We start from the raw sequence: 17,488 nt of genomic DNA on the forward strand, positions 1-17,488 counted from the left end.
CGCCAGCGGAGTCTGCCGGTGACAAAGTGGCGGACGGCCTGCAAGCGCGGTGTTCGATCAGGCTTCAACCTGTGCCGAGCGTTGTGCCAAGCGCTTTTTTCTATGTTATGATGGAAGATACAAATGACAGGCAAGTGGAGCTGTAGGAATCATTTTGCGGAGGTGCGGTTGATGTCTTTTGCTAAAATCGGATTGTCGGCTTTGGTCGCCGTTGTTTGGCTGTCTGTGTGGGTTCCCCTGCAAGCAGGGGCTGCGCCTGACGTTCAGTTCGGACCTACGATTGCCAGCGCCAACGGGCGGGTTATGGCGATTCAGGACGACGGCAGCTTGTGGTACTGGGGAAAAGCGACCTTCAACGATACAGCGGGCGATCAGTCGCCGCAGCGGGCCGTCAAGACGAAAATTTTGGACAACGTCGTCCGTGTGTACGGCGCTTGGTGGACAAGCTTTGCCGTGAAAGCCGATCACAGCTTGTGGTCGATTCAATATGAGGATGACGCGGAGGTCACGAAGCCCGTTAAGGTGATGGACAACGTACAGGAGGCTGCTTCCGCCTATTCGCAATGGATCGTGCTGAAAACGGACGGGACGGTGTGGCAGATGGAGGCGCAAGGTGACGCGCAATCGGCGGTGAAAATCATGTCCGGAGTCAAGCAGATCAGTGCCGGCATTGAAAGCTTTTATGCGCTGAAGCCGGACGGTACGCTGTGGGGCTGGGGCAATAATTACTCCGGGGCGCTGGGCGTGAAGAGCGCCAAAACCTACGTGGCCGAACCGATCGAGATCATGGCGGATACTGAGCTTGTGTACGGCACGGGCATGGAAGCTTATGCGGTCAAAAAGGACGGCACGCTCTGGGGCTGGGGAGCGGATACGGACGGGCTGCTCCTGCCCGGCCCGGAGATCAACTGGGCGTTTGCGCCTTACGAGGATGGGAGCCGCTCGGTGGTAGCGTCGCATTTTATGCCCGAGAAGCTGATGGAGGGCGTTCAGGCTGTTGACGGCGACAATCATTTGGCCGTGATCAAGAAGGATCGCAGCTTATGGGTATGGGGCTATAACGGCTCGGGCGAGCTTGGAGACGGGACGACGGAATCCGCAAGCAAACCGCAGGTTGCGATGGACGATATCGCGGAGGTTACGGCCAAAGGCGGCTTCACCGTCGCGCTCAAGACCGACGGCACGTTATGGGGCTTCGGCAGCAATGGTGCGGGCGAGCTGGGTACGGGCTCCTTCGATAACGAGCCGCATACGACGCCGCGCAAGCTGATGGAGCATGTCGCCCTTCCGGGAGCGAAGGCTTCCTTTCCTTCCGGCTGGGCGCTGGACGAGGTGCGTTACGCCAAGCAGGAGGGGCTGTTGCCACGGGCGCTGCAAGCGGACTATCAGAGCAATATCACGCGCGGGGAGTTCATCAAGCTGCTGGTGCCGCTGTTGGAGGAAGCGACGGGCAAGAAGCTGGACGCCCTGATTCGCGAGAAGGGGCTGACGTCCGCAGCGCCGTTTACCGACACGGAGGACATCGACGTGCAGAGGATCGCCGCCTGCGGCATTATCAGCGGCACCGGCGGCGGCCGGTTTGAGCCGGACGGGCTGCTGACGCGGGAGCAGGCGGCGGTTATTTTAAGCAATGCGGCGCGATTTCTCGGCTTGTCCGAAGGCGAAGGCGCTGGCGGGAACGCTTTCGACGACGGCTCACAGATTGCCTCGTGGGCCCAGGCAGCCGTGCAGTTCTGCGCAGCGGCCGGGGTGATGCAAGGGACGGCGGAGCGGCTGTTCAGCCCTAAGGCCCCTTATTCGCGGGAAATGAGCACAATTACCGTCGCGCACTTGTACAAGCGGCTGCTGCCGCAGGCGTAAAACGTCAAACAGCCCGAAACGGCTCATCCGAGCTGTTCCGGGCTTCTGTTGTTTTTTATACGCGCTCGATCACTTTATCGATCAGGCCATAGGCTTGCGCTTCAGCAGCGCTCATGAAGTAGTCGCGGTCGGTATCCTTGTCGATGCGCTCAATCGGCTGGCCGCTGCGTTCGGCAAGAATTTTGTTCAGGTTCTCGCGCATCTTGAGAATGCGTTTGGCGCGAATTTCGATGTCCGAAGCTTGGCCTTCGGCGCCGCCGAGCGGCTGGTGGATCATCACTTCGCTGTTTGGCAGCGCGTAGCGTTTGCCAATAGCGCCTGCCGTCAGCAGAAACGCGCCCATTGAAGCGGCCATGCCGACGCAGATCGTCGAGACGTCCGGCTTGATGAACTGCATGGTGTCGTAAATCGCCATACCGGCGGTTATCGATCCCCCGGGGCTGTTAATGTACAGGCTGATATCCTTGTCAGGATCCTGTGCCGCCAGAAAGAGCAGCTGGGCGATAATCGAATTCGCCACAACATCGTTTACGCCGGTTCCCAGAAAGATAATGCGATCCTTCAGCAGACGGGAGTAAATATCGTAACCTCTCTCGCCGCGGGCGTCCTGTTCTACGACCATAGGGATAAAGCTCATGCGAATAACCTCCTTCAATGGATACAGAAGAAAATGGATTTGGGGTGCACTTACAGTATCTACAAGTATGATACCGAAAAAACCTGCAAAGGTCAAGAAAGGTCAAACTATAATGAAAAAAAATCAGTTTCTCAACTGATTGGGTCGTTCCAATATTCAGAAAAACGCGCCCGCAAGGAATCGAACCTTGATCTCAGGCTCCGGAGGCCTACGTCATATCCATTGGACCACGGGCGCATATGCAGCTTCGAAAAAAGCGAAGCAAGGGTTATTATATGACAGCCGTACAGAAAAAGCAAGCGATAAGTTCATATCCAATCGTTTCCAGAAAAAATGTTTGAACAAATATTGAATCACGCCGGCGAATTGGTTATAATAAATGAGCAAGTTCATTTTTTTTCGCCCGGGTGGGACGGAAAATGCACACCTGGGACATAAAAGGTCCAACATCACAAAAGAGCAGGAGTGTCGTTGCCCGTTCATGAGAGAAATCCTTGACATTCAAAAACAACTCTTGCCCGATTTGCTGGACATCATGAAGACGCGTTACACGATTTTGCACCACGTGCTCGTTTCCGGCGTCGTGGGGCGGCGCACGCTGGCCGCTTCGCTGGATATGACGGAGCGGGTGCTGCGCGGCGAGGTTGATTTCCTTAAAGAGCAGGGGCTGCTGGAAACCGATGCGACGGGAATGAAGATCAGCGAAGCGGGCCGGCGGCTGCTCGACGCATTGGAGCCGCTGATCAAGGACGTGTTCGGCTTGACGGAGATGGAAGAGCGCATCGGCAAAGCGTTCGGTGTCAGTCAAGTGATTGTCGTCCCCGGCGATTCGGATACGTCCGGCTTCACGAAGAAGGAGCTGGGCCGGGCCGGGGCTGCCGCGCTGCGCAAGGCCGTCGTCAAGGACGACGTCATCGCGGTGACGGGCGGCTCGACGATGGCCGAGGTCGCGGATCAAATGACGGCGTCGTCGCGGATGCGCGGCAGCTGGTTTGTACCGGCGCGCGGCGGCTTGGGCGAAAGCGTGGAGCTGCAGGCCAACACGATCGCTTCGACAATGGCGAAGCGGTCCGGCGGCAACTACCGGCTGCTTCACGTGCCCGACCATCTTGGCGAAGGCGCCTACCAGTCGCTGATGCAGGACCCGCAGATTCAGGAGGTCGTTGACGCGGTGAGGCGCTGCCGCATTGTCGTACACGGAATCGGGGATGCTATGGTCATGGCTCGGCGGCGCAAGGTCGACGCGGAAATGACGCGCAGCCTGCAGGAAGCCGGTGCGCTTGCGGAAGCGTTCGGGTACTATTTTGACCGTCAGGGGAACGTCGTGCACAAGATGCCGACTGTCGGCCTGCGCGTCGAGGATTTGCAGAACATCGAGGTCGTACTCGGTGTTGCCGGCGGCAAGAGCAAGGGCGAAGCGATTGCTTCCGTGCTCCGTTTCGGACGCCAGGATATTCTGGTAACGGACGAAGCCGCCGCGCTGGAGATTTTGAAGCAAGCGTCATCTTGACGGATCTTCCGATTCGTCTTGACATATTTTACATTTTCAATACTTGGGAGGAATTCACTATGGTAAAAGTAGGTATTAACGGTTTCGGACGTATCGGACGTAACGTGTTCCGCGCAGCGCTGAACAACCCTGATGTGCAAATCGTCGCTGTCAACGATCTGACAGACGTCAAAACGCTGGCTCACCTGCTGAAATACGACACGACGCATGGCCGCATCAACGCAACTGTAGAAGCTGGCGAAGGCGAACTGATCGTGAACGGCCGTTCCATTAAAGTATTTGCAGAACGCGACCCTGGAAACCTGCCTTGGGCTTCCGTAGGTGTTGAAATCGTAGTTGAATCGACCGGTATCTTCACAGCCAAAGAAAAAGCTTCCCTTCACCTGAAAGGCGGCGCGAAGAAAGTCATCATCTCCGCACCTGCTACGGACGAAGACATCACAATCGTACTGGGCGTTAACGAAGACAAATACGATCCAGCCGCTCACACAGTAATCTCCAACGCTTCCTGTACGACAAACTGTCTGGCTCCTTTCGCAAAAGTCCTCAACGACAGCTTCGGTATCGTAAAAGGCATGATGACGACGGTTCACTCCTACACGAACGACCAGCAAGTGCTTGACCTGCCGCACAAAGACCTGCGCCGTGCGCGCGCTGCCGCTGAGAACATCATTCCTTCCAGCACTGGCGCTGCTAAAGCCATCGGCCTGGTATTGCCTGAGCTGAAAGGCAAGCTGAACGGTATGTCCATGCGCGTACCTACACCTAACGTTTCCGTTACCGACCTCGTTGCCGAGCTGAAAACGAACGTAACTGTAGATCAAGTAAACGCTGCGTTGAAAGAAGCGGCAAACGGCCCGCTGAAAGGCATCTTGAACTACACCGAAGAGCCGCTTGTATCCAGCGACTTCAACGGCGACCCTGCTTCCTCGACAATCGACGCGCTGTCGACGATGGTGATCGGCGACAACATGGTGAAAGTCGTTTCCTGGTACGATAACGAGTGGGGCTATTCCAACCGCGTAGTTGATCTTGCCGCTTACATCGCTGCTAAAGGTCTGTAAGCTTCCATATAAGCACGTTTGAACCCGCAAAGAGGAGAAGCGATTCTCCTCTTTCCGTGTGATCATTCCAAACTATTTGACGAACCGGGAGGATTAGCTATGAATAAAAAAAGTGTCCGCGATGTAGAAGTAGGGGGCAAAGCCGTATTTGTCCGCGTCGATTTCAACGTTCCTCTGGAAAACGGTCAAATTACCGACGACACGCGTATTCGTGAAACGCTGCCAACGATCAACTTTTTGATCGAAAAGGGCGCGAAAGTGATCCTGGCGAGCCACCTCGGCCGTCCTAAGGGCCAAGTGGTCGAAGAGCTGCGCTTGACGCCGGTAGCGGCGCGCCTGTCCGAGCTGCTCGGCAAGCCGGTCGTGAAGGCTGACGAAGCAACGGGCGAAGCGGTTAAAGCGCAAGTAGCCGCGCTGCAAAACGGCGACGTGCTGCTGCTCGAAAACGTGCGTTTTTACGAAGGGGAAGAAAACAACGATCCGGAGCTGGCCAAAGCATTTGCCGAGCTGGCTGATCTGTACGTCAACGACGCTTTCGGCGCCGCTCACCGCGCTCACGCTTCCACAGAAGGCATCGCGCATTACCTCCCGGCCGTTTCCGGTCTGTTGATGGAGAAAGAGCTGGATGTGCTCGGCCGCGCGCTGAACAATCCGGAGCGCCCTTTCACCGCCATCGTCGGCGGCGCAAAAGTGAAAGATAAAATCGACGTGATCAACAACCTGCTGAACATTGCCGACAACATCATCATCGGCGGCGGCTTGTCCTACACGTTCCTCAAAGCGCAAGGCAATGAAATCGGCAAATCGCTCGTCGATAACAGCAAGCTGGATCTGGCGCTGAGCTTTCTGCAAAAAGCGAAGGACAAAGGCGTTAACTTCCTGTTGCCGGTCGACATCGTCGTTACGGACGATTTCAGCGCTAACGCCAACACGCAAATCGTCGGTGTAGATGGCATTCCTGAAGATTGGGAAGGCATCGACATCGGACCGAAAACGCGTGAAATTTACGCGCAAACGATTGCCGCTTCCAAGCTGGTTGTGTGGAACGGACCGATGGGCGTATTCGAAATCGAGCCGTTTTCGCACGGTACGCGCGCTGTAGCGCAAGCCTGCGCTGACGCGCCTGGCTATACGGTGATCGGCGGCGGTGACTCCGCAGCGGCAGCCGAGAAGTTCCACCTTGCCGACAAAATGGACCACATCTCCACGGGCGGCGGCGCTTCGCTGGAGTTCATGGAAGGTAAAGCTTTGCCGGGCGTAGTGGCCCTTAACGATAAATAAAGGAGCGTTATCGATGAGAAAGCCAATTATCGCAGGGAACTGGAAAATGTTTAAAACCGTATCCGAAGCGGTCAGCTTCGTGAACGAAGTCAAAGGCAAAGCTGAAGTAGACGGCGTAGACAGCGTAATCTGCTCGCCATTTACGAATCTGCCTGCACTGGTAGAAGCCGTAAAAGGCACGACGCTGCACGTAGGCGCGCAAAATCTGCACTTTGAAGACAACGGCGCGTTTACAGGCGAAATCAGCGGCGTCATGCTCAAAGACTTGGGCGTGGAATACGTCATTATCGGCCATTCCGAGCGCCGGGCCTATTTTGCCGAAACCGATGAAATTGTCAATAAAAAAGTCCACGCAGCATTCAAGCATGGCTTGACGCCGATCGTCTGCGTTGGCGAAAAGCTCGAAGAGCGCGAAGCCGGCCAAACGAAGGACGTCTGCAAGGTGCAAACCGAAGCAGCGTTCCAAGGCGTTAGTGCCGAGCAAGCCGCGCAAGTCGTTATCGCTTACGAGCCGATCTGGGCGATCGGTACGGGCAAATCCTCGACGGCCGAAGACGCACAAGACGTGATCGGCTACATTCGCGAGCTGGTGAGCGGTCTGTACGGCAGCGAAGTAGCGGGTGCGGTGCGCATCCAATACGGCGGCAGCGTGAAGCCGAACAACATTGCCGAGTACATGGCCCAACCGGACATCGACGGCGCGCTCGTGGGCGGCGCAAGCCTGGAGCCTGCTTCCTACATCGCGCTCGTCGAGGGGGCGAAGTAGCATGTCCAGACCGAAACCGGTAGCGCTGATTATTCTCGACGGCTTCGGGCTTCGCTCGGATGAGCAGGGCAATGCTGTCGCACACGCGAAAAAACCGAATTACGACCGCTATTGGTCGACGTACCCGCACACAACCTTGACGGCGTGCGGCGAAGCGGTAGGCTTGCCCGAAGGACAAATGGGCAACTCCGAGGTCGGCCATCTCAATATCGGCGCGGGACGGATCGTCTATCAGGACCTGACCCGCATTTCCAAATCGATCCGCGACGGCGAGTTTTACGACAACACGACGCTGGTCGGCGCTGTCCGTTACGCCAAGCTGAACGGCAAAAAGCTGCATTTGTACGGCTTGCTGTCCGACGGTGGCGTACATAGCCACATCAACCACTTGTTTGCGCTGCTCGATCTGGCGAAAAAAGAAGAGCTCGACGATGTCTACATCCACGCGTTCCTCGATGGCCGCGACGTAGCGCCGGACTCAGCGAAACGCTATATGGAACAGCTGCAAGCCAAAATCGCCGAAGTCGGCGTAGGCCGCATCGCTACGGTGCAAGGCCGCTACTACGCGATGGACCGCGACAAGCGTTGGGAGCGCACCGAGAAATCGTACCGCGCGATGGTATACGGCGAAGGACCGCAATACACCGATCCGATGCAAGCGATTATCGAGTCGTACGAGAAATCGGTTTTCGACGAATTCGTAATGCCGACAGTTATCGTCAAGCCTGATGGCAGCCCGGTCGGCCTGGTGGAAAGCGAAGATGCCGTGGTATTCTTCAACTTCCGCCCGGACCGCGCCATTCAGCTGTCCCAAGTATTTACCAACGTCGATTTCCGCGGCTTCGACCGCGGCGACAAGTGCCCGACGCATTTGTATTACGTCTGCTTGACGCTGTTCAGTGAATCGGTGGAAGGCTTTGTCGCTTACAAGCCGAAGGATCTCGACAACACGCTGGGCGAGGTTGTTGCGCAGCAAGGCTTCAAGCAGCTGCGCATCGCCGAGACGGAGAAGTATCCGCATGTTACGTTCTTTTTCAGCGGCGGCCGCGACGTCGAGCTGCCTGGCGAAACGCGCATTCTGATTCCTTCGCCAAAGGTCGCCACGTATGACCTGCAGCCGGAAATGAGCGCCTATGAGGTTGCCGCGGCAGCCGTAGCCGAGATTGAAGCCGAGCGCCAGGATGTGATCATCCTCAACTTCGCCAATCCGGACATGGTCGGCCACTCCGGCCTGCTGGAGCCGACGGTGAAGGCGATTGAAGCGACCGACGATTGCCTCGGCAAAGTCGTGGACGCGATCATCGCCAAGGGCGGCGTCGTCTGCATCACTGCCGATCACGGCAACGCCGACGTTGTGACGAATCCGGACGGTACGCGCAACACGGCGCATACGACGAATCCGGTGCCGTTTATTGTCACGCACAGCGGCGTCACGCTGCGCGAAGGCGGCATCCTTGCCGATATCGCCCCGACGATGCTGGACCTGCTGCAAGTGCAGCAGCCTGAGCAAATGACCGGCAAGACCATTATTAATCACTAAAAGCATTGTGAAAAAACTTGCCGGAGAGCCGGTATGGAGTTGGAGCAACGTTAGCGGTTGCCTTTGCAGCCGGATTTTCACCTTCAAATTGAATTAAAAAATTCGGCTGCAACAGCGAGTGGAAACCCATACCGGCCGCAGGCAGCTTACTTTTCACTATGCTTCCACTAAATAAAAGGAGTGTTACAAACGATGACAATCATTTCCGACGTTTACGCACGCGAGGTCCTCGACTCCCGCGGCAACCCGACCGTTGAGGTTGAAGTTTATCTGGAATCCGGCGCGAAAGGCCGCGCCATCGTACCATCCGGCGCTTCCACAGGCGCTTACGAAGCTGTTGAGCTTCGCGACGGCGACAAAGGCCGTTACCTGGGCAAAGGCGTTATCAAAGCCGTTGACAACGTCAATGAAATCATCGCGCCTGAGCTGATCGGTCTGGATGCACTGGACCAAGTGCTGATCGACAACAAAATGATCGAGCTGGACGGCACGCCGAACAAAGCGAAGCTGGGCGCTAACGCGATCCTCGCCGTTTCGATGGCCGTTGCCCGCGCAGCAGCCGACGCGCTGGACGTACCGCTGTACACCTACCTGGGCGGCTTCAACGCCAAAACGCTGCCAGTACCAATGATGAACATCATCAACGGCGGCGCGCATGCCGACAACAACGTTGACGTGCAAGAGTTCATGGTTCTGCCTGTTGGCGCGCCAACCTTCAAAGAAGCGCTGCGCATCGGCGCGGAAATTTTCCACAGCCTGAAATCCGTTCTGAAGGACAAAGGCCTGAACACAGCTGTAGGCGACGAAGGCGGCTTTGCTCCGAACTTCGCTTCCAACGAAGAAGCGCTGTCGACGATCATCACAGCAATTGAAAAAGCCGGCTACAAACCGGGCGAAGACGTATTCCTCGGCATGGACGTAGCTTCCACCGAGTTCTTTAAAGACGGCAAATACCACCTCGAAGGCGAAGGCAAATCCTACACGCCTGCCGAGTTCGTAGACTTCCTGGCTGCTTGGGTCGACAAATACCCGATCATCACCATCGAAGACGGCTGCTCCGAAGACGATTGGGAAGGCTGGAAGCTGCTGACTGAGAAATTGGGCGGCAAAGTTCAGCTCGTCGGCGACGACCTGTTCGTAACCAACACATCCCGTCTGTCCACAGGCATCGAGCAAGATATCGCCAACTCGATCCTCGTAAAAGTGAACCAAATCGGTACGCTGACGGAAACGTTCGACGCTATCGAAATGGCGAAACGCGCCGGTTACACGGCCGTGATTTCCCACCGTTCCGGCGAAAGCGAAGACAGCACGATTGCTGACATCGCCGCTGCAACGAACGCTGGCCAAATCAAAACAGGCGCGCCTTCCCGTACAGACCGCGTTGCGAAATACAACCAATTGCTGCGCATCGAAGACCAACTCGGCTCCGTAGCTCAATACGCAGGCAAAAAAGCATTCTACAACCTGAAAAACTTCAAATAAGCTTAGGTCTGAGCTATAATGGATTAACGCCTTGAGAAAGTGGGGATCGGATCGTGGGCAGCTGGGTGAAAACAATTTTGTTTTTGGTGGGCTCAGCGCTGCTTACGCATCTGATTCCCTCTTCTTTTTTTCGCAATCTCGATACGATGGTGCATGAGTTCGGTCATGCGGTGGTGACGTTGATTTTGTCGGGCAAGGTGATGTCGATTGAGCTGTACGCTGATCACAGCGGGGTTACGCATTCGCTGATCGCCAACGCCTGGTGGGCGCGCATTCCCGTCTCGCTGGCCGGCTACATGACCGCATCGCTGTTTGCGTGGTTATTGTTCTCGTTGTATGCGAAGGGCAAGCAAAAGCTGGGTCTGCAGGTGATGACCGGACTTGCGCTGCTGTCGCTGGTGCTGTTCGTCCGCAACGGCTTCGGCGTGCTGTGGCTGCTCGGTTTTATCGCCATTACCGTCGTTATGCTGCTGCTGGCTTCGAGATGGAAATGGCTGGGCGATTATTACTATTTGCTGCTCGCGTTTTTGTGCCTGGAGGAATCGGTGTTTGGCGCCGGCACGCTGGTGCTGTATGCTGTACAGGATTCAAGTCAGGCCGGGGACGCCTCCAACCTTGCTCAAGCGACGGGCATTCCGGCGCTGGTCTGGGCGCTGGTGTTTACCGTGTTTGCGCTGTGGTGTGCCAAGCAGGCAGTACAGGCGTTTTTGGGTCCGAAAGGACGCAAAAGCAAAGCCGCATCATCCCGCTCGATGTATTCCTGAGCTGTAACGGACGCATACTAAAACGGACAACAATACGGCTGCAAACAGGCCGTTCCGCTATAGATCAGCAATGAAAGCGCATAACATGATTGTTTTTTTGGACAAAGTATGATAGAATACTCATGCTGAAGAGTCGGCAAAAGATGAGGCAATCGGGGTGTGAATAATGGTTATCGCAATGAAAATTTTGTTAATTATAGCTTCTCTGGGATTAATCGCAATCGTTCTGCTGCAAAAGGGTAAAAGCGCAGGTTTGTCCGGCGCCATCTCCGGCGGAGCCGAGCATCTGTTCGGGAAGCAAAAAGCACGCGGACTGGAGCTGTTCCTGTCCCGTCTTACTATGGGTCTGGCCGCTGCATTCTTCATTCTCGCGATCGTTGTCGCGTATGTCGTGAAGGGCTAACACACATAAAACGATAACAGCAGGGGAAATCTACTCCTGCTGTTTTTTTCTTTTATGGTTCTGGCAAATTTTACAGGTTGACAGTGGCCAAGCCGTTTATCCGTTTCAAAAATCCGATATACGGAGTAAGAATAGACAAGCGGCATTTTGCAAGCGAGACCATCCGTGAGAATCGACAAGAAGGTGATGAGAGCATGATAACGGAACACGATATTTTGAGCTTTATGCGCGATCCTGCATACAAGCCGATGACGTATCAGGAGCTGGAGAAGCATTATGGCATCAGCGACGCGGCTGAATTTAAAGAGCTGGTCAAGCTGCTCAACGAATTGGAGCAAAGCGGCCATCTTATACGGGGAAAAAGCGACCGTTACGGCGTACCGGAGCGGTCGAACCTGCTGCGCGGCAAGCTCCAGGCGCACGCCAAGGGCTTTGGCTTCCTGATCCCTGACGATAAAAATCACGCCGACGTGTATATCAATCAGCACGATATGAACACGGCTATGAACGGCGACATCGTGCTGGTCAAAATTACGAGCAAGGGACAAGCGGGCGGTCGTCTCGAAGGCGAGGTTGCGCAGATTATTACCCGCGCCAACACGCAAATCGTCGGTACATTCCAGAGCCAGGACGGCTTTGGTTTTGTTGTGCCGGACGACAAGCGGATGAACCGCGATATTTTTATTCCCAAGCATGCGTTTATGGGCGCGCAAACGGGCCAAAAGGTCGTTGTGCATATTGTGCATTATCCCGAAGGTCGCGCAGCGGCGGAAGGCGAAGTGATCGAGGTGCTCGGTCACAAAGACGAGCCGGGCGTCGATATTTTGTCGATCATCCGCAAATTCCAGCTGCCGGAAGCGTTCCCGGAGGCCGTAACGGAGGAAGCCGAGCACGCGCCGGAGACAATCAGCGAAGAAGAGCTGCGGGGCCAAGGCCGCCGCGACCTGCGCGATAAGGTGATCGTTACAATTGACGGCGAAGACGCCAAGGACCTTGACGATGCGGTGCACGTGGAGCGGTTGGAGAACGGCCACTACGTGCTTGGCGTGCATATCGCCGATGTGAGCTATTATGTGCGCGAAAACTCCGAGCTCGACCGCGAAGCCTACAACCGCGGCACGTCGGTGTATTTGGTCGATCGCGTCATTCCGATGCTGCCGCACCGGCTGTCCAACGGGATTTGCTCGCTGAATCCGCGCGTCGACCGGCTGACGATGTCGTGCGAGATGGAGTTTGACGAGCAGCTCAAGGTGGTGCGTCACGATATTTTCACCAGCGTGATCCGCACGAGCGAGCGCATGACGTATTCCAACGTCCGCAAGCTGCTTAGGGATGAAGAGGTCGAGCCGGAGCTGCTGGAGCGCTACGGTTATTTGCTGGACCAGTTCAAGCTGATGGAAGAGCTGGCGATGAAGCTGCGCGGCCGGCGGATGAAGCGCGGCGCAATCGATTTTGACTTTGATGAAGCGAAAATTATTGTCAATCCCGAAGGCAAGCCAATTGATATCGTCAAGCGCGAGCGCTCCATCGCCGAAATGATCATTGAGGAGTTCATGCTGGCGGCGAACGAGACGGTGGCCGAGCATTTTTATTTCCTCAAGGTTCCGTTCCTGTACCGTGTGCATGAGGACCCCGATGCCGAAAAGCTGATTCACTTCATGGAGTTCATTACGAACTTCGGTTACGCCGTCAAAGGTAAGGGCAATACGGTTCATCCGCGCGCGCTGCAGGAGCTGCTGGAGCAGATCAAGGACACGCCGGAGGAGACGGTGATCAGCAAGGTGATGCTGCGCTCGATGAAGCAGGCGCGTTATGATGCGCAGAGTCTGGGGCATTTTGGTCTGGCTGCGGAATTCTATTCGCATTTTACGTCGCCGATTCGCCGTTATCCCGACCTGATCATTCACCGTGTTATTCGCGAGGTGCTGGAGAACGGCGGCGTGCTGAGCGAGCAGCGGCTGGAATATTTGGCGTCACGGATGGACGACATCGCCCGTCAGTCCTCGGAGCGCGAGCGTCTGGCCGTTGAAGCCGAGCGCGAAACCGACGCGCTGAAGAAAGCCGAGTTCATGCTGGACAAGGTGGGCGAAGAGTTCGAGGGCATGATTTCGGGCGTGACGAATTTCGGGATTTTCGTCGAGCTGGACAACACAGTCGAAGGGCTGATCCGTCTTGGCGACATGACCGACGACTATTATCATTATCATGAAAATCAGCATGCGCTGATCGGCGAACGGACGTCGAAAATTTACCGCATCGGCGACGAGGTTAAGGTGCGCGTGTCGCGCGTCAGCGCCGAGGAGCAGACGATCGACTTCGAGATGGTCGATATGAAGCCGCGCGCCGGTGGCAAGCCGTTCCCGCGCGGAGGCAAGGGCGGAGGAGGCGGCCGGCCGGGTGATCGCCGCGGCGGTAAAGGCGGCGATGCCCGTGGCAGCAGGGTTGGCGACGGACGCGGAGGCAAAAAGCGGCGCGGTAAGGCGGCCGGCGGCATACGGCTGGGCGGCGGCGCTATAGCGGCCGGACCGGGCGAAGCTGCGGGCGGCAAGAAGGGCCGTCGCGGCGGCCATGAAGGAGCGCCGAGCGCCGGTGAAGCGGTCGCAGGGGCCGGGCGCGGCGGGCTGGTTGCAGGTGCAGCCGAGCGCGGAGAGGCGACCGGGCGTGCAGGCCGTGGGCGCGCTGCGGGAGCCAGCGAGGCGCTGCATGGCCGGGACGCGTCGGGCGAGGCCCGGCACGGCGGCAGAGCGGGCGATGCCGAACATGGAGGCAGAGTAGGCGATGCCGGACATGGAGGCAGATTAGGCGATGCCGGAGAAGGCGGCGCGGGCCGCCGCAAGCGCAAGCGCCGCGGTAAAGGCGGCGCGGGCGGTGGGGCCGCGCACGGTGACGCGGCCCTGATGGGCGGCGGCGACGGTGGAGCGGCCGGTGGCGTTGGCGGCGCGGCGGAAGCGCGCGCGCCGCGTGATGCGGCGGCGGCTGGCGGAGCCGCCGCGGGCGAGCCGCGCCGGGCGAAGCGGCGCGCTGCGGGAGCCGGCGACGTTGTCGGAGCCGGCGTGGGCTCGTCGGCCGCCGGTGCGGGCGGCCGTGAGGCTGGCGGCGGCGAAGGCGGAGCCCGCAAGGGCGGGGGCCGGAGCCGCCGGGAGGTTATTGCGCTAGGCAACGAAGTCCTAGCGGGGGCTGGCCGCCGCGGCGCGTCGTCGGGCGGCGGCGGGTTGGATTGGGCGAGCGGCGTGAACGCGCTCGCCAAGGGCGGCCGCCGCAGCAGTGGCGGCGGGAGCGGCTCCGGCGGCGGCAGCGGTAGCGGCGCTGGTGGCGGAGGCGGCAAGAAGCGGCGGAAATAGCGCGCACGGAGGGCCGGTAGTCCGCCGAGGTGAGGGACTGCGCTTTGCCAAGGGCGGCTAGTACCGTGCGCGATTCCCGGAGCACCGTGCCAGCCTTACGGCGGCTGTTAGAGTATGTAGCACCGTGCGTTGTATGGCGCGCGGTGTTTGCTTTTTTTTGCAAGCTGGAGCCTTCATGCCTTTTATACGGAAAGCGCCAGTTGGCATACGGTGTCGACGGTACAGCGACCGGCAGGTGGGGGTGATTTGCCCCCATTCCATTTTTGCCTGAAAAACCGTTTCGGTCATGAGATCCATTTCTTGATTTTGCATGGCGAAGTTGATACAATTAGTTCCACACCGTGAAACGAGAATCAGTTTCCGTGGCGGAGGGAGGGTCTCGCGTGGCGACCAAGAAAGCCGATGGCAAAGTGCTGGCGCAGAACAAAAAGGCGTCGCATGACTATTTTATCGAAGATACGTATGAATGCGGTCTTGTGCTCACGGGTACCGAGATCAAGTCTCTGCGCGGGGGCCGCGCGAATCTGTCGGATAGCTTTTCGACCATCCGTAATGGCGAAGCGTTCGTTCACAACATGCACATCAGCCCTTTTGAGCAGGGCAATCGCAGTAACCCGAGCGATCCGACGCGGGCGCGAAAGCTCCTATTGAAGAAGGCCGAGATTCACAAGCTGCTCGGTCAGTCCAAGCAGGAGGGCTACACGCTGGTGCCGCTGAAGGTTTATATCCGCAACGGCTATGCGAAGCTGCTTTTGGGGCTGGGCAAGGGCAAGAAGCAATACGACAAACGCGAAACCGCCGCCAAGCGCGACGCGCAGCGTGATATTCAGCGGGCGCTGCGTGAGAAGCAGAAGGTGGCCCGGTAGTATTCTAGCGAATAGGCTAGTGGGATACGGTTAGATGTTGTGCGGTAGCTGTTATTCGGAAAAGCCCGGATGGGCTGATGGATAACACGGGCCGAACCGGCGGTAAGGCAACTGTAGCGAAGTAGAGGTTGCCTTGTAACAAGGCAACCTGTAGGGCGAAGCTGCTGCGATGGCAGAGGTGGCAGGCAGCGCCTGCGTTTCCACGAACCGGCCGCTTTCTTTTGACCGCGGATGTGTTATACTAAATGAGCAGCACCGATGTACGATGATTTGACTCGCCTCAAGCGGCCGGTCTGATCCGACATCACCTTTTCCTTTCTTCGTCCGTGACGGGTGGAGATAGGTAATTCGGGGGCGTTTTTGGATTCGACGGGAATAGTTCGAGCGCGGGTTGCGGGTAGTGGGGACGCGTCCGCTTTATCAACGCTAAAGCCAATTAACTGGCAAACAAAACAACAACTTAGCTTTCGCAGCTTAATAACCTGTGAGCTAGCTCCTACCCTGTATCGCCCATGTGCCGGGATAGGGGCCCAACCTTAGTGGGATACGACGTTTGGTCTCCGCCTGGGGTCGACGGAAGAAGATAATCAGGCTGACCCAACGCAGAGCCGGTTACGGGGCGCTGCTCGGGTGACATCAAAACTGTGACTACACCCGTAGATGCCTGTGTGGCGATATTTTCGGACAGGGGTTCGACTCCCCTCGCCTCCATATGCCAAATCCACAATAATGAAAAAGGAGCCTTTCCACTAAAGGGCTCTTTTTTCTTTTTTATCGATAATGTACATGGACATGATGCGCCCCCAGCACTGGATTCAGCACAGACTCTAGTAACTTGGCCATATAGTATTCTGGTATTGAGTCATTTTCATACCTTCGTTTGGGCGCACGGTCCAGGTATAGAAACTTAACTAGCAGTGCCAATGGAGGAATCTGTAGATTGGTATCGAAATAGTCCACTTGTACTAGTGTTTTTTGTAAACGCGAAAAATGAGAATGTGGCTCCTAAATTTGGTTAGGAGTTTAAAAGGATACTCAGTGTAATACTAAAACGGACGGTGAAAAAATGGACGCAAATAGAGGAAACATCGAAGAAAAAGATGAAAAAATAGCCCAGCTCGAAAGACTGTTAATAGAATTAAAGGAAGCTCAAATGCAAAGTGCGGCAACGATCGCAGTAGGTTATAACGCAAGGTCGTTATCTCCACCGAAAGGAATATTTAAGTTTTTAAAAGCCGCTGGAGTGAAGATTATTTTGGCCATTCTGGCTTTTTTAGTTATCACTTCAGGCGTCATTTGGCTATTTGTGAGCAGTACCTTCAAACATGAGTCTGTCACGTTTGTTGAACATGTCCAAGAGCTTGCCACATTGGCAACAGCTGAAGCTCATATGAAAGCGGTTATATACGAAGAGGATAATAAGATTTTCGGGAAAGATATCTCGATTAATTTTCCAGGAACGAAGAGAGAACTCCTAGTAGTTGTACCTGGGACGGTTATTGCTGGTGTTGATTTGAAAGGAATTACTTCTGAGGATTTGGTTATTAATGAAGAAACAAAACACATAGATATTACCCTTCCTCATGCAAAGCTCATTCAGGAGCCGTCCTTACAGATGGATAAAATACAAGCCATAGACAATGGTGGGATTTTCCGTTCCGATATTAAAATGAATGAGGGGTTTAAAAAGGCCGCTGAGGCACAAGAGCAAATTCGTAAAGAGGCTATTTCTTTCGGTTTATTAGATACTGCAGAGAAGAATGCTGAAAAAGTGTTAAAGGAATTTTTTAAGAACATTGGTTATACGGTGAATGTCACTTTTAATTAACGGGACGGCTTGCCCATTCTACTTGTGATTAGGCATGTTCTGTAATTTATGCTACCTTCCCGAACATCTGAATTATTACTTGGCGAATTGTGGATTACCAAGCCGCCGCTCGGAAAATCGAACCCTTGTCTATACAAACCCAT

Annotated in this window: 14 protein-coding genes, 1 tRNA gene and 1 other RNA gene; 13 read left to right on the top strand and 3 right to left on the bottom strand. The window is 56.0% G+C overall.

Annotated elements, in window-relative coordinates; all coding sequences use genetic code 11:
* The first annotated feature begins 171 nt into the window (after positions 1-171).
* Complete coding sequence (locus B5M42_RS06680) at positions 172-1,860, top strand: S-layer homology domain-containing protein (RefSeq protein ID WP_167689988.1); 1,689 nt, start codon at positions 172-174, stop codon at positions 1,858-1,860.
* Between the two features lie 55 nt (positions 1,861-1,915).
* Here the strand turns inward: B5M42_RS06680 and clpP are convergent, their stop codons facing one another.
* Both clpP and B5M42_RS06690 read right to left on the bottom strand, forming a co-directional pair.
* Entirely contained in the window at positions 1,916-2,497 is a 582-nt protein-coding gene (gene clpP, locus B5M42_RS06685) for an ATP-dependent Clp endopeptidase proteolytic subunit ClpP (RefSeq protein ID WP_134753840.1), read from the bottom strand.
* A gap of 165 nt (positions 2,498-2,662) precedes the next feature.
* Positions 2,663-2,734 (bottom strand) — tRNA-Arg (locus B5M42_RS06690).
* A gap of 244 nt (positions 2,735-2,978) precedes the next feature.
* Between B5M42_RS06690 and B5M42_RS06695 the strand changes: the two genes are divergently transcribed.
* The 5 genes from B5M42_RS06695 (at position 2,979) to gpmI (ending at position 8,658) form a co-directional block, all read left to right on the top strand.
* Positions 2,979-4,007 (top strand): sugar-binding transcriptional regulator, encoded by a 1,029-nt coding sequence (locus B5M42_RS06695; protein ID WP_134753842.1) that lies wholly within the window; start codon positions 2,979-2,981, stop codon positions 4,005-4,007.
* Positions 4,008-4,066: 59 nt separating this feature from the next.
* On the top strand, positions 4,067-5,071 hold the full coding sequence (gene gap, locus B5M42_RS06700) for a type I glyceraldehyde-3-phosphate dehydrogenase (protein WP_134753844.1): 1,005 nt from the start codon (positions 4,067-4,069) through the stop codon (positions 5,069-5,071).
* Between the two features lie 99 nt (positions 5,072-5,170).
* The gene (locus B5M42_RS06705; RefSeq protein ID WP_134753846.1) at positions 5,171-6,352 is read left to right on the top strand and encodes a phosphoglycerate kinase; all 1,182 of its coding nucleotides are present in this window, start codon (positions 5,171-5,173) and stop codon (positions 6,350-6,352) included.
* Positions 6,353-6,365: 13 nt separating this feature from the next.
* Positions 6,366-7,118: a triose-phosphate isomerase gene (tpiA, locus tag B5M42_RS06710; protein WP_134753848.1), complete on the top strand. Its 753-nt coding sequence runs from the start codon at positions 6,366-6,368 to the stop codon at positions 7,116-7,118.
* A gap of 1 nt (position 7,119) precedes the next feature.
* Positions 7,120-8,658 (top strand): 2,3-bisphosphoglycerate-independent phosphoglycerate mutase, encoded by a 1,539-nt coding sequence (gene gpmI, locus B5M42_RS06715; protein WP_134753849.1) that lies wholly within the window; start codon positions 7,120-7,122, stop codon positions 8,656-8,658.
* Here the strand turns inward: gpmI and B5M42_RS06720 are convergent.
* Complete coding sequence (locus B5M42_RS06720; RefSeq protein WP_167689990.1) at positions 8,648-8,815, bottom strand: hypothetical protein; 168 nt, start codon at positions 8,813-8,815, stop codon at positions 8,648-8,650. The two genes, gpmI and B5M42_RS06720, sit on opposite strands and share 11 nt — an antisense overlap.
* Before the next feature lie 35 nt (positions 8,816-8,850).
* Between B5M42_RS06720 and eno the strand changes: the two genes are divergently transcribed.
* The 7 genes from eno to B5M42_RS06755 all read left to right on the top strand — a co-directional run bounded on the left by eno (position 8,851) and on the right by B5M42_RS06755 (position 17,345).
* Positions 8,851-10,143: a phosphopyruvate hydratase gene (eno, locus tag B5M42_RS06725; protein WP_134753851.1), complete on the top strand. Its 1,293-nt coding sequence runs from the start codon at positions 8,851-8,853 to the stop codon at positions 10,141-10,143.
* Positions 10,144-10,196: 53 nt separating this feature from the next.
* Positions 10,197-10,907: a M50 family metallopeptidase gene (locus tag B5M42_RS06730; protein ID WP_134753853.1), complete on the top strand. Its 711-nt coding sequence runs from the start codon at positions 10,197-10,199 to the stop codon at positions 10,905-10,907.
* 166 nt (positions 10,908-11,073) lie between these two features.
* Positions 11,074-11,310 (top strand): preprotein translocase subunit SecG, encoded by a 237-nt coding sequence (secG, locus tag B5M42_RS06735; RefSeq protein ID WP_134753855.1) that lies wholly within the window; start codon positions 11,074-11,076, stop codon positions 11,308-11,310.
* A 194-nt stretch (positions 11,311-11,504) separates the two neighbouring features.
* Positions 11,505-14,651, top strand: a complete 3,147-nt coding sequence (gene rnr / locus B5M42_RS06740; RefSeq protein ID WP_134753857.1) for a ribonuclease R — start codon at positions 11,505-11,507, stop codon at positions 14,649-14,651.
* 383 nt (positions 14,652-15,034) lie between these two features.
* The gene (gene smpB / locus B5M42_RS06745) at positions 15,035-15,517 is read left to right on the top strand and encodes an SsrA-binding protein SmpB (protein ID WP_134753859.1); all 483 of its coding nucleotides are present in this window, start codon (positions 15,035-15,037) and stop codon (positions 15,515-15,517) included.
* Positions 15,518-15,867: 350 nt separating this feature from the next.
* Positions 15,868-16,231: a transfer-messenger RNA gene (gene ssrA, locus B5M42_RS06750) on the top strand.
* A gap of 352 nt (positions 16,232-16,583) precedes the next feature.
* Positions 16,584-17,345: a DUF4230 domain-containing protein gene (locus B5M42_RS06755; RefSeq protein ID WP_230632769.1), complete on the top strand. Its 762-nt coding sequence runs from the start codon at positions 16,584-16,586 to the stop codon at positions 17,343-17,345.
* Positions 17,346-17,488 lie beyond the last annotated feature (143 nt).

The organism is Paenibacillus athensensis (assembly GCF_004514475.2).
Lineage (GTDB): Bacteria > Bacillota > Bacilli > Paenibacillales > NBRC-103111 > Paenibacillus_AL > Paenibacillus_AL athensensis.

Excerpts from the sequence above, each read along its gene's own strand:
- B5M42_RS06680 (WP_167689988.1), top strand. The coding sequence starts at position 172 with ATGTCTTTTGCTAAAATCGGATTGTCGGCTTTGGTCGCCGTTGTTTGG.
- clpP (WP_134753840.1), bottom strand. The coding sequence starts at position 2,497 with ATGAGCTTTATCCCTATGGTCGTAGAACAGGACGCCCGCGGCGAGAGA.
- B5M42_RS06695 (WP_134753842.1), top strand. The coding sequence starts at position 2,979 with ATGAGAGAAATCCTTGACATTCAAAAACAACTCTTGCCCGATTTGCTG.
- gap (WP_134753844.1), top strand. The coding sequence starts at position 4,067 with ATGGTAAAAGTAGGTATTAACGGTTTCGGACGTATCGGACGTAACGTG.
- B5M42_RS06705 (WP_134753846.1), top strand. The coding sequence starts at position 5,171 with ATGAATAAAAAAAGTGTCCGCGATGTAGAAGTAGGGGGCAAAGCCGTA.
- tpiA (WP_134753848.1), top strand. The coding sequence starts at position 6,366 with ATGAGAAAGCCAATTATCGCAGGGAACTGGAAAATGTTTAAAACCGTA.
- gpmI (WP_134753849.1), top strand. The coding sequence starts at position 7,120 with ATGTCCAGACCGAAACCGGTAGCGCTGATTATTCTCGACGGCTTCGGG.
- eno (WP_134753851.1), top strand. The coding sequence starts at position 8,851 with ATGACAATCATTTCCGACGTTTACGCACGCGAGGTCCTCGACTCCCGC.
- secG (WP_134753855.1), top strand. The coding sequence starts at position 11,074 with ATGGTTATCGCAATGAAAATTTTGTTAATTATAGCTTCTCTGGGATTA.
- rnr (WP_134753857.1), top strand. The coding sequence starts at position 11,505 with ATGATAACGGAACACGATATTTTGAGCTTTATGCGCGATCCTGCATAC.
- B5M42_RS06755 (WP_230632769.1), top strand. The coding sequence starts at position 16,584 with ATGGACGCAAATAGAGGAAACATCGAAGAAAAAGATGAAAAAATAGCC.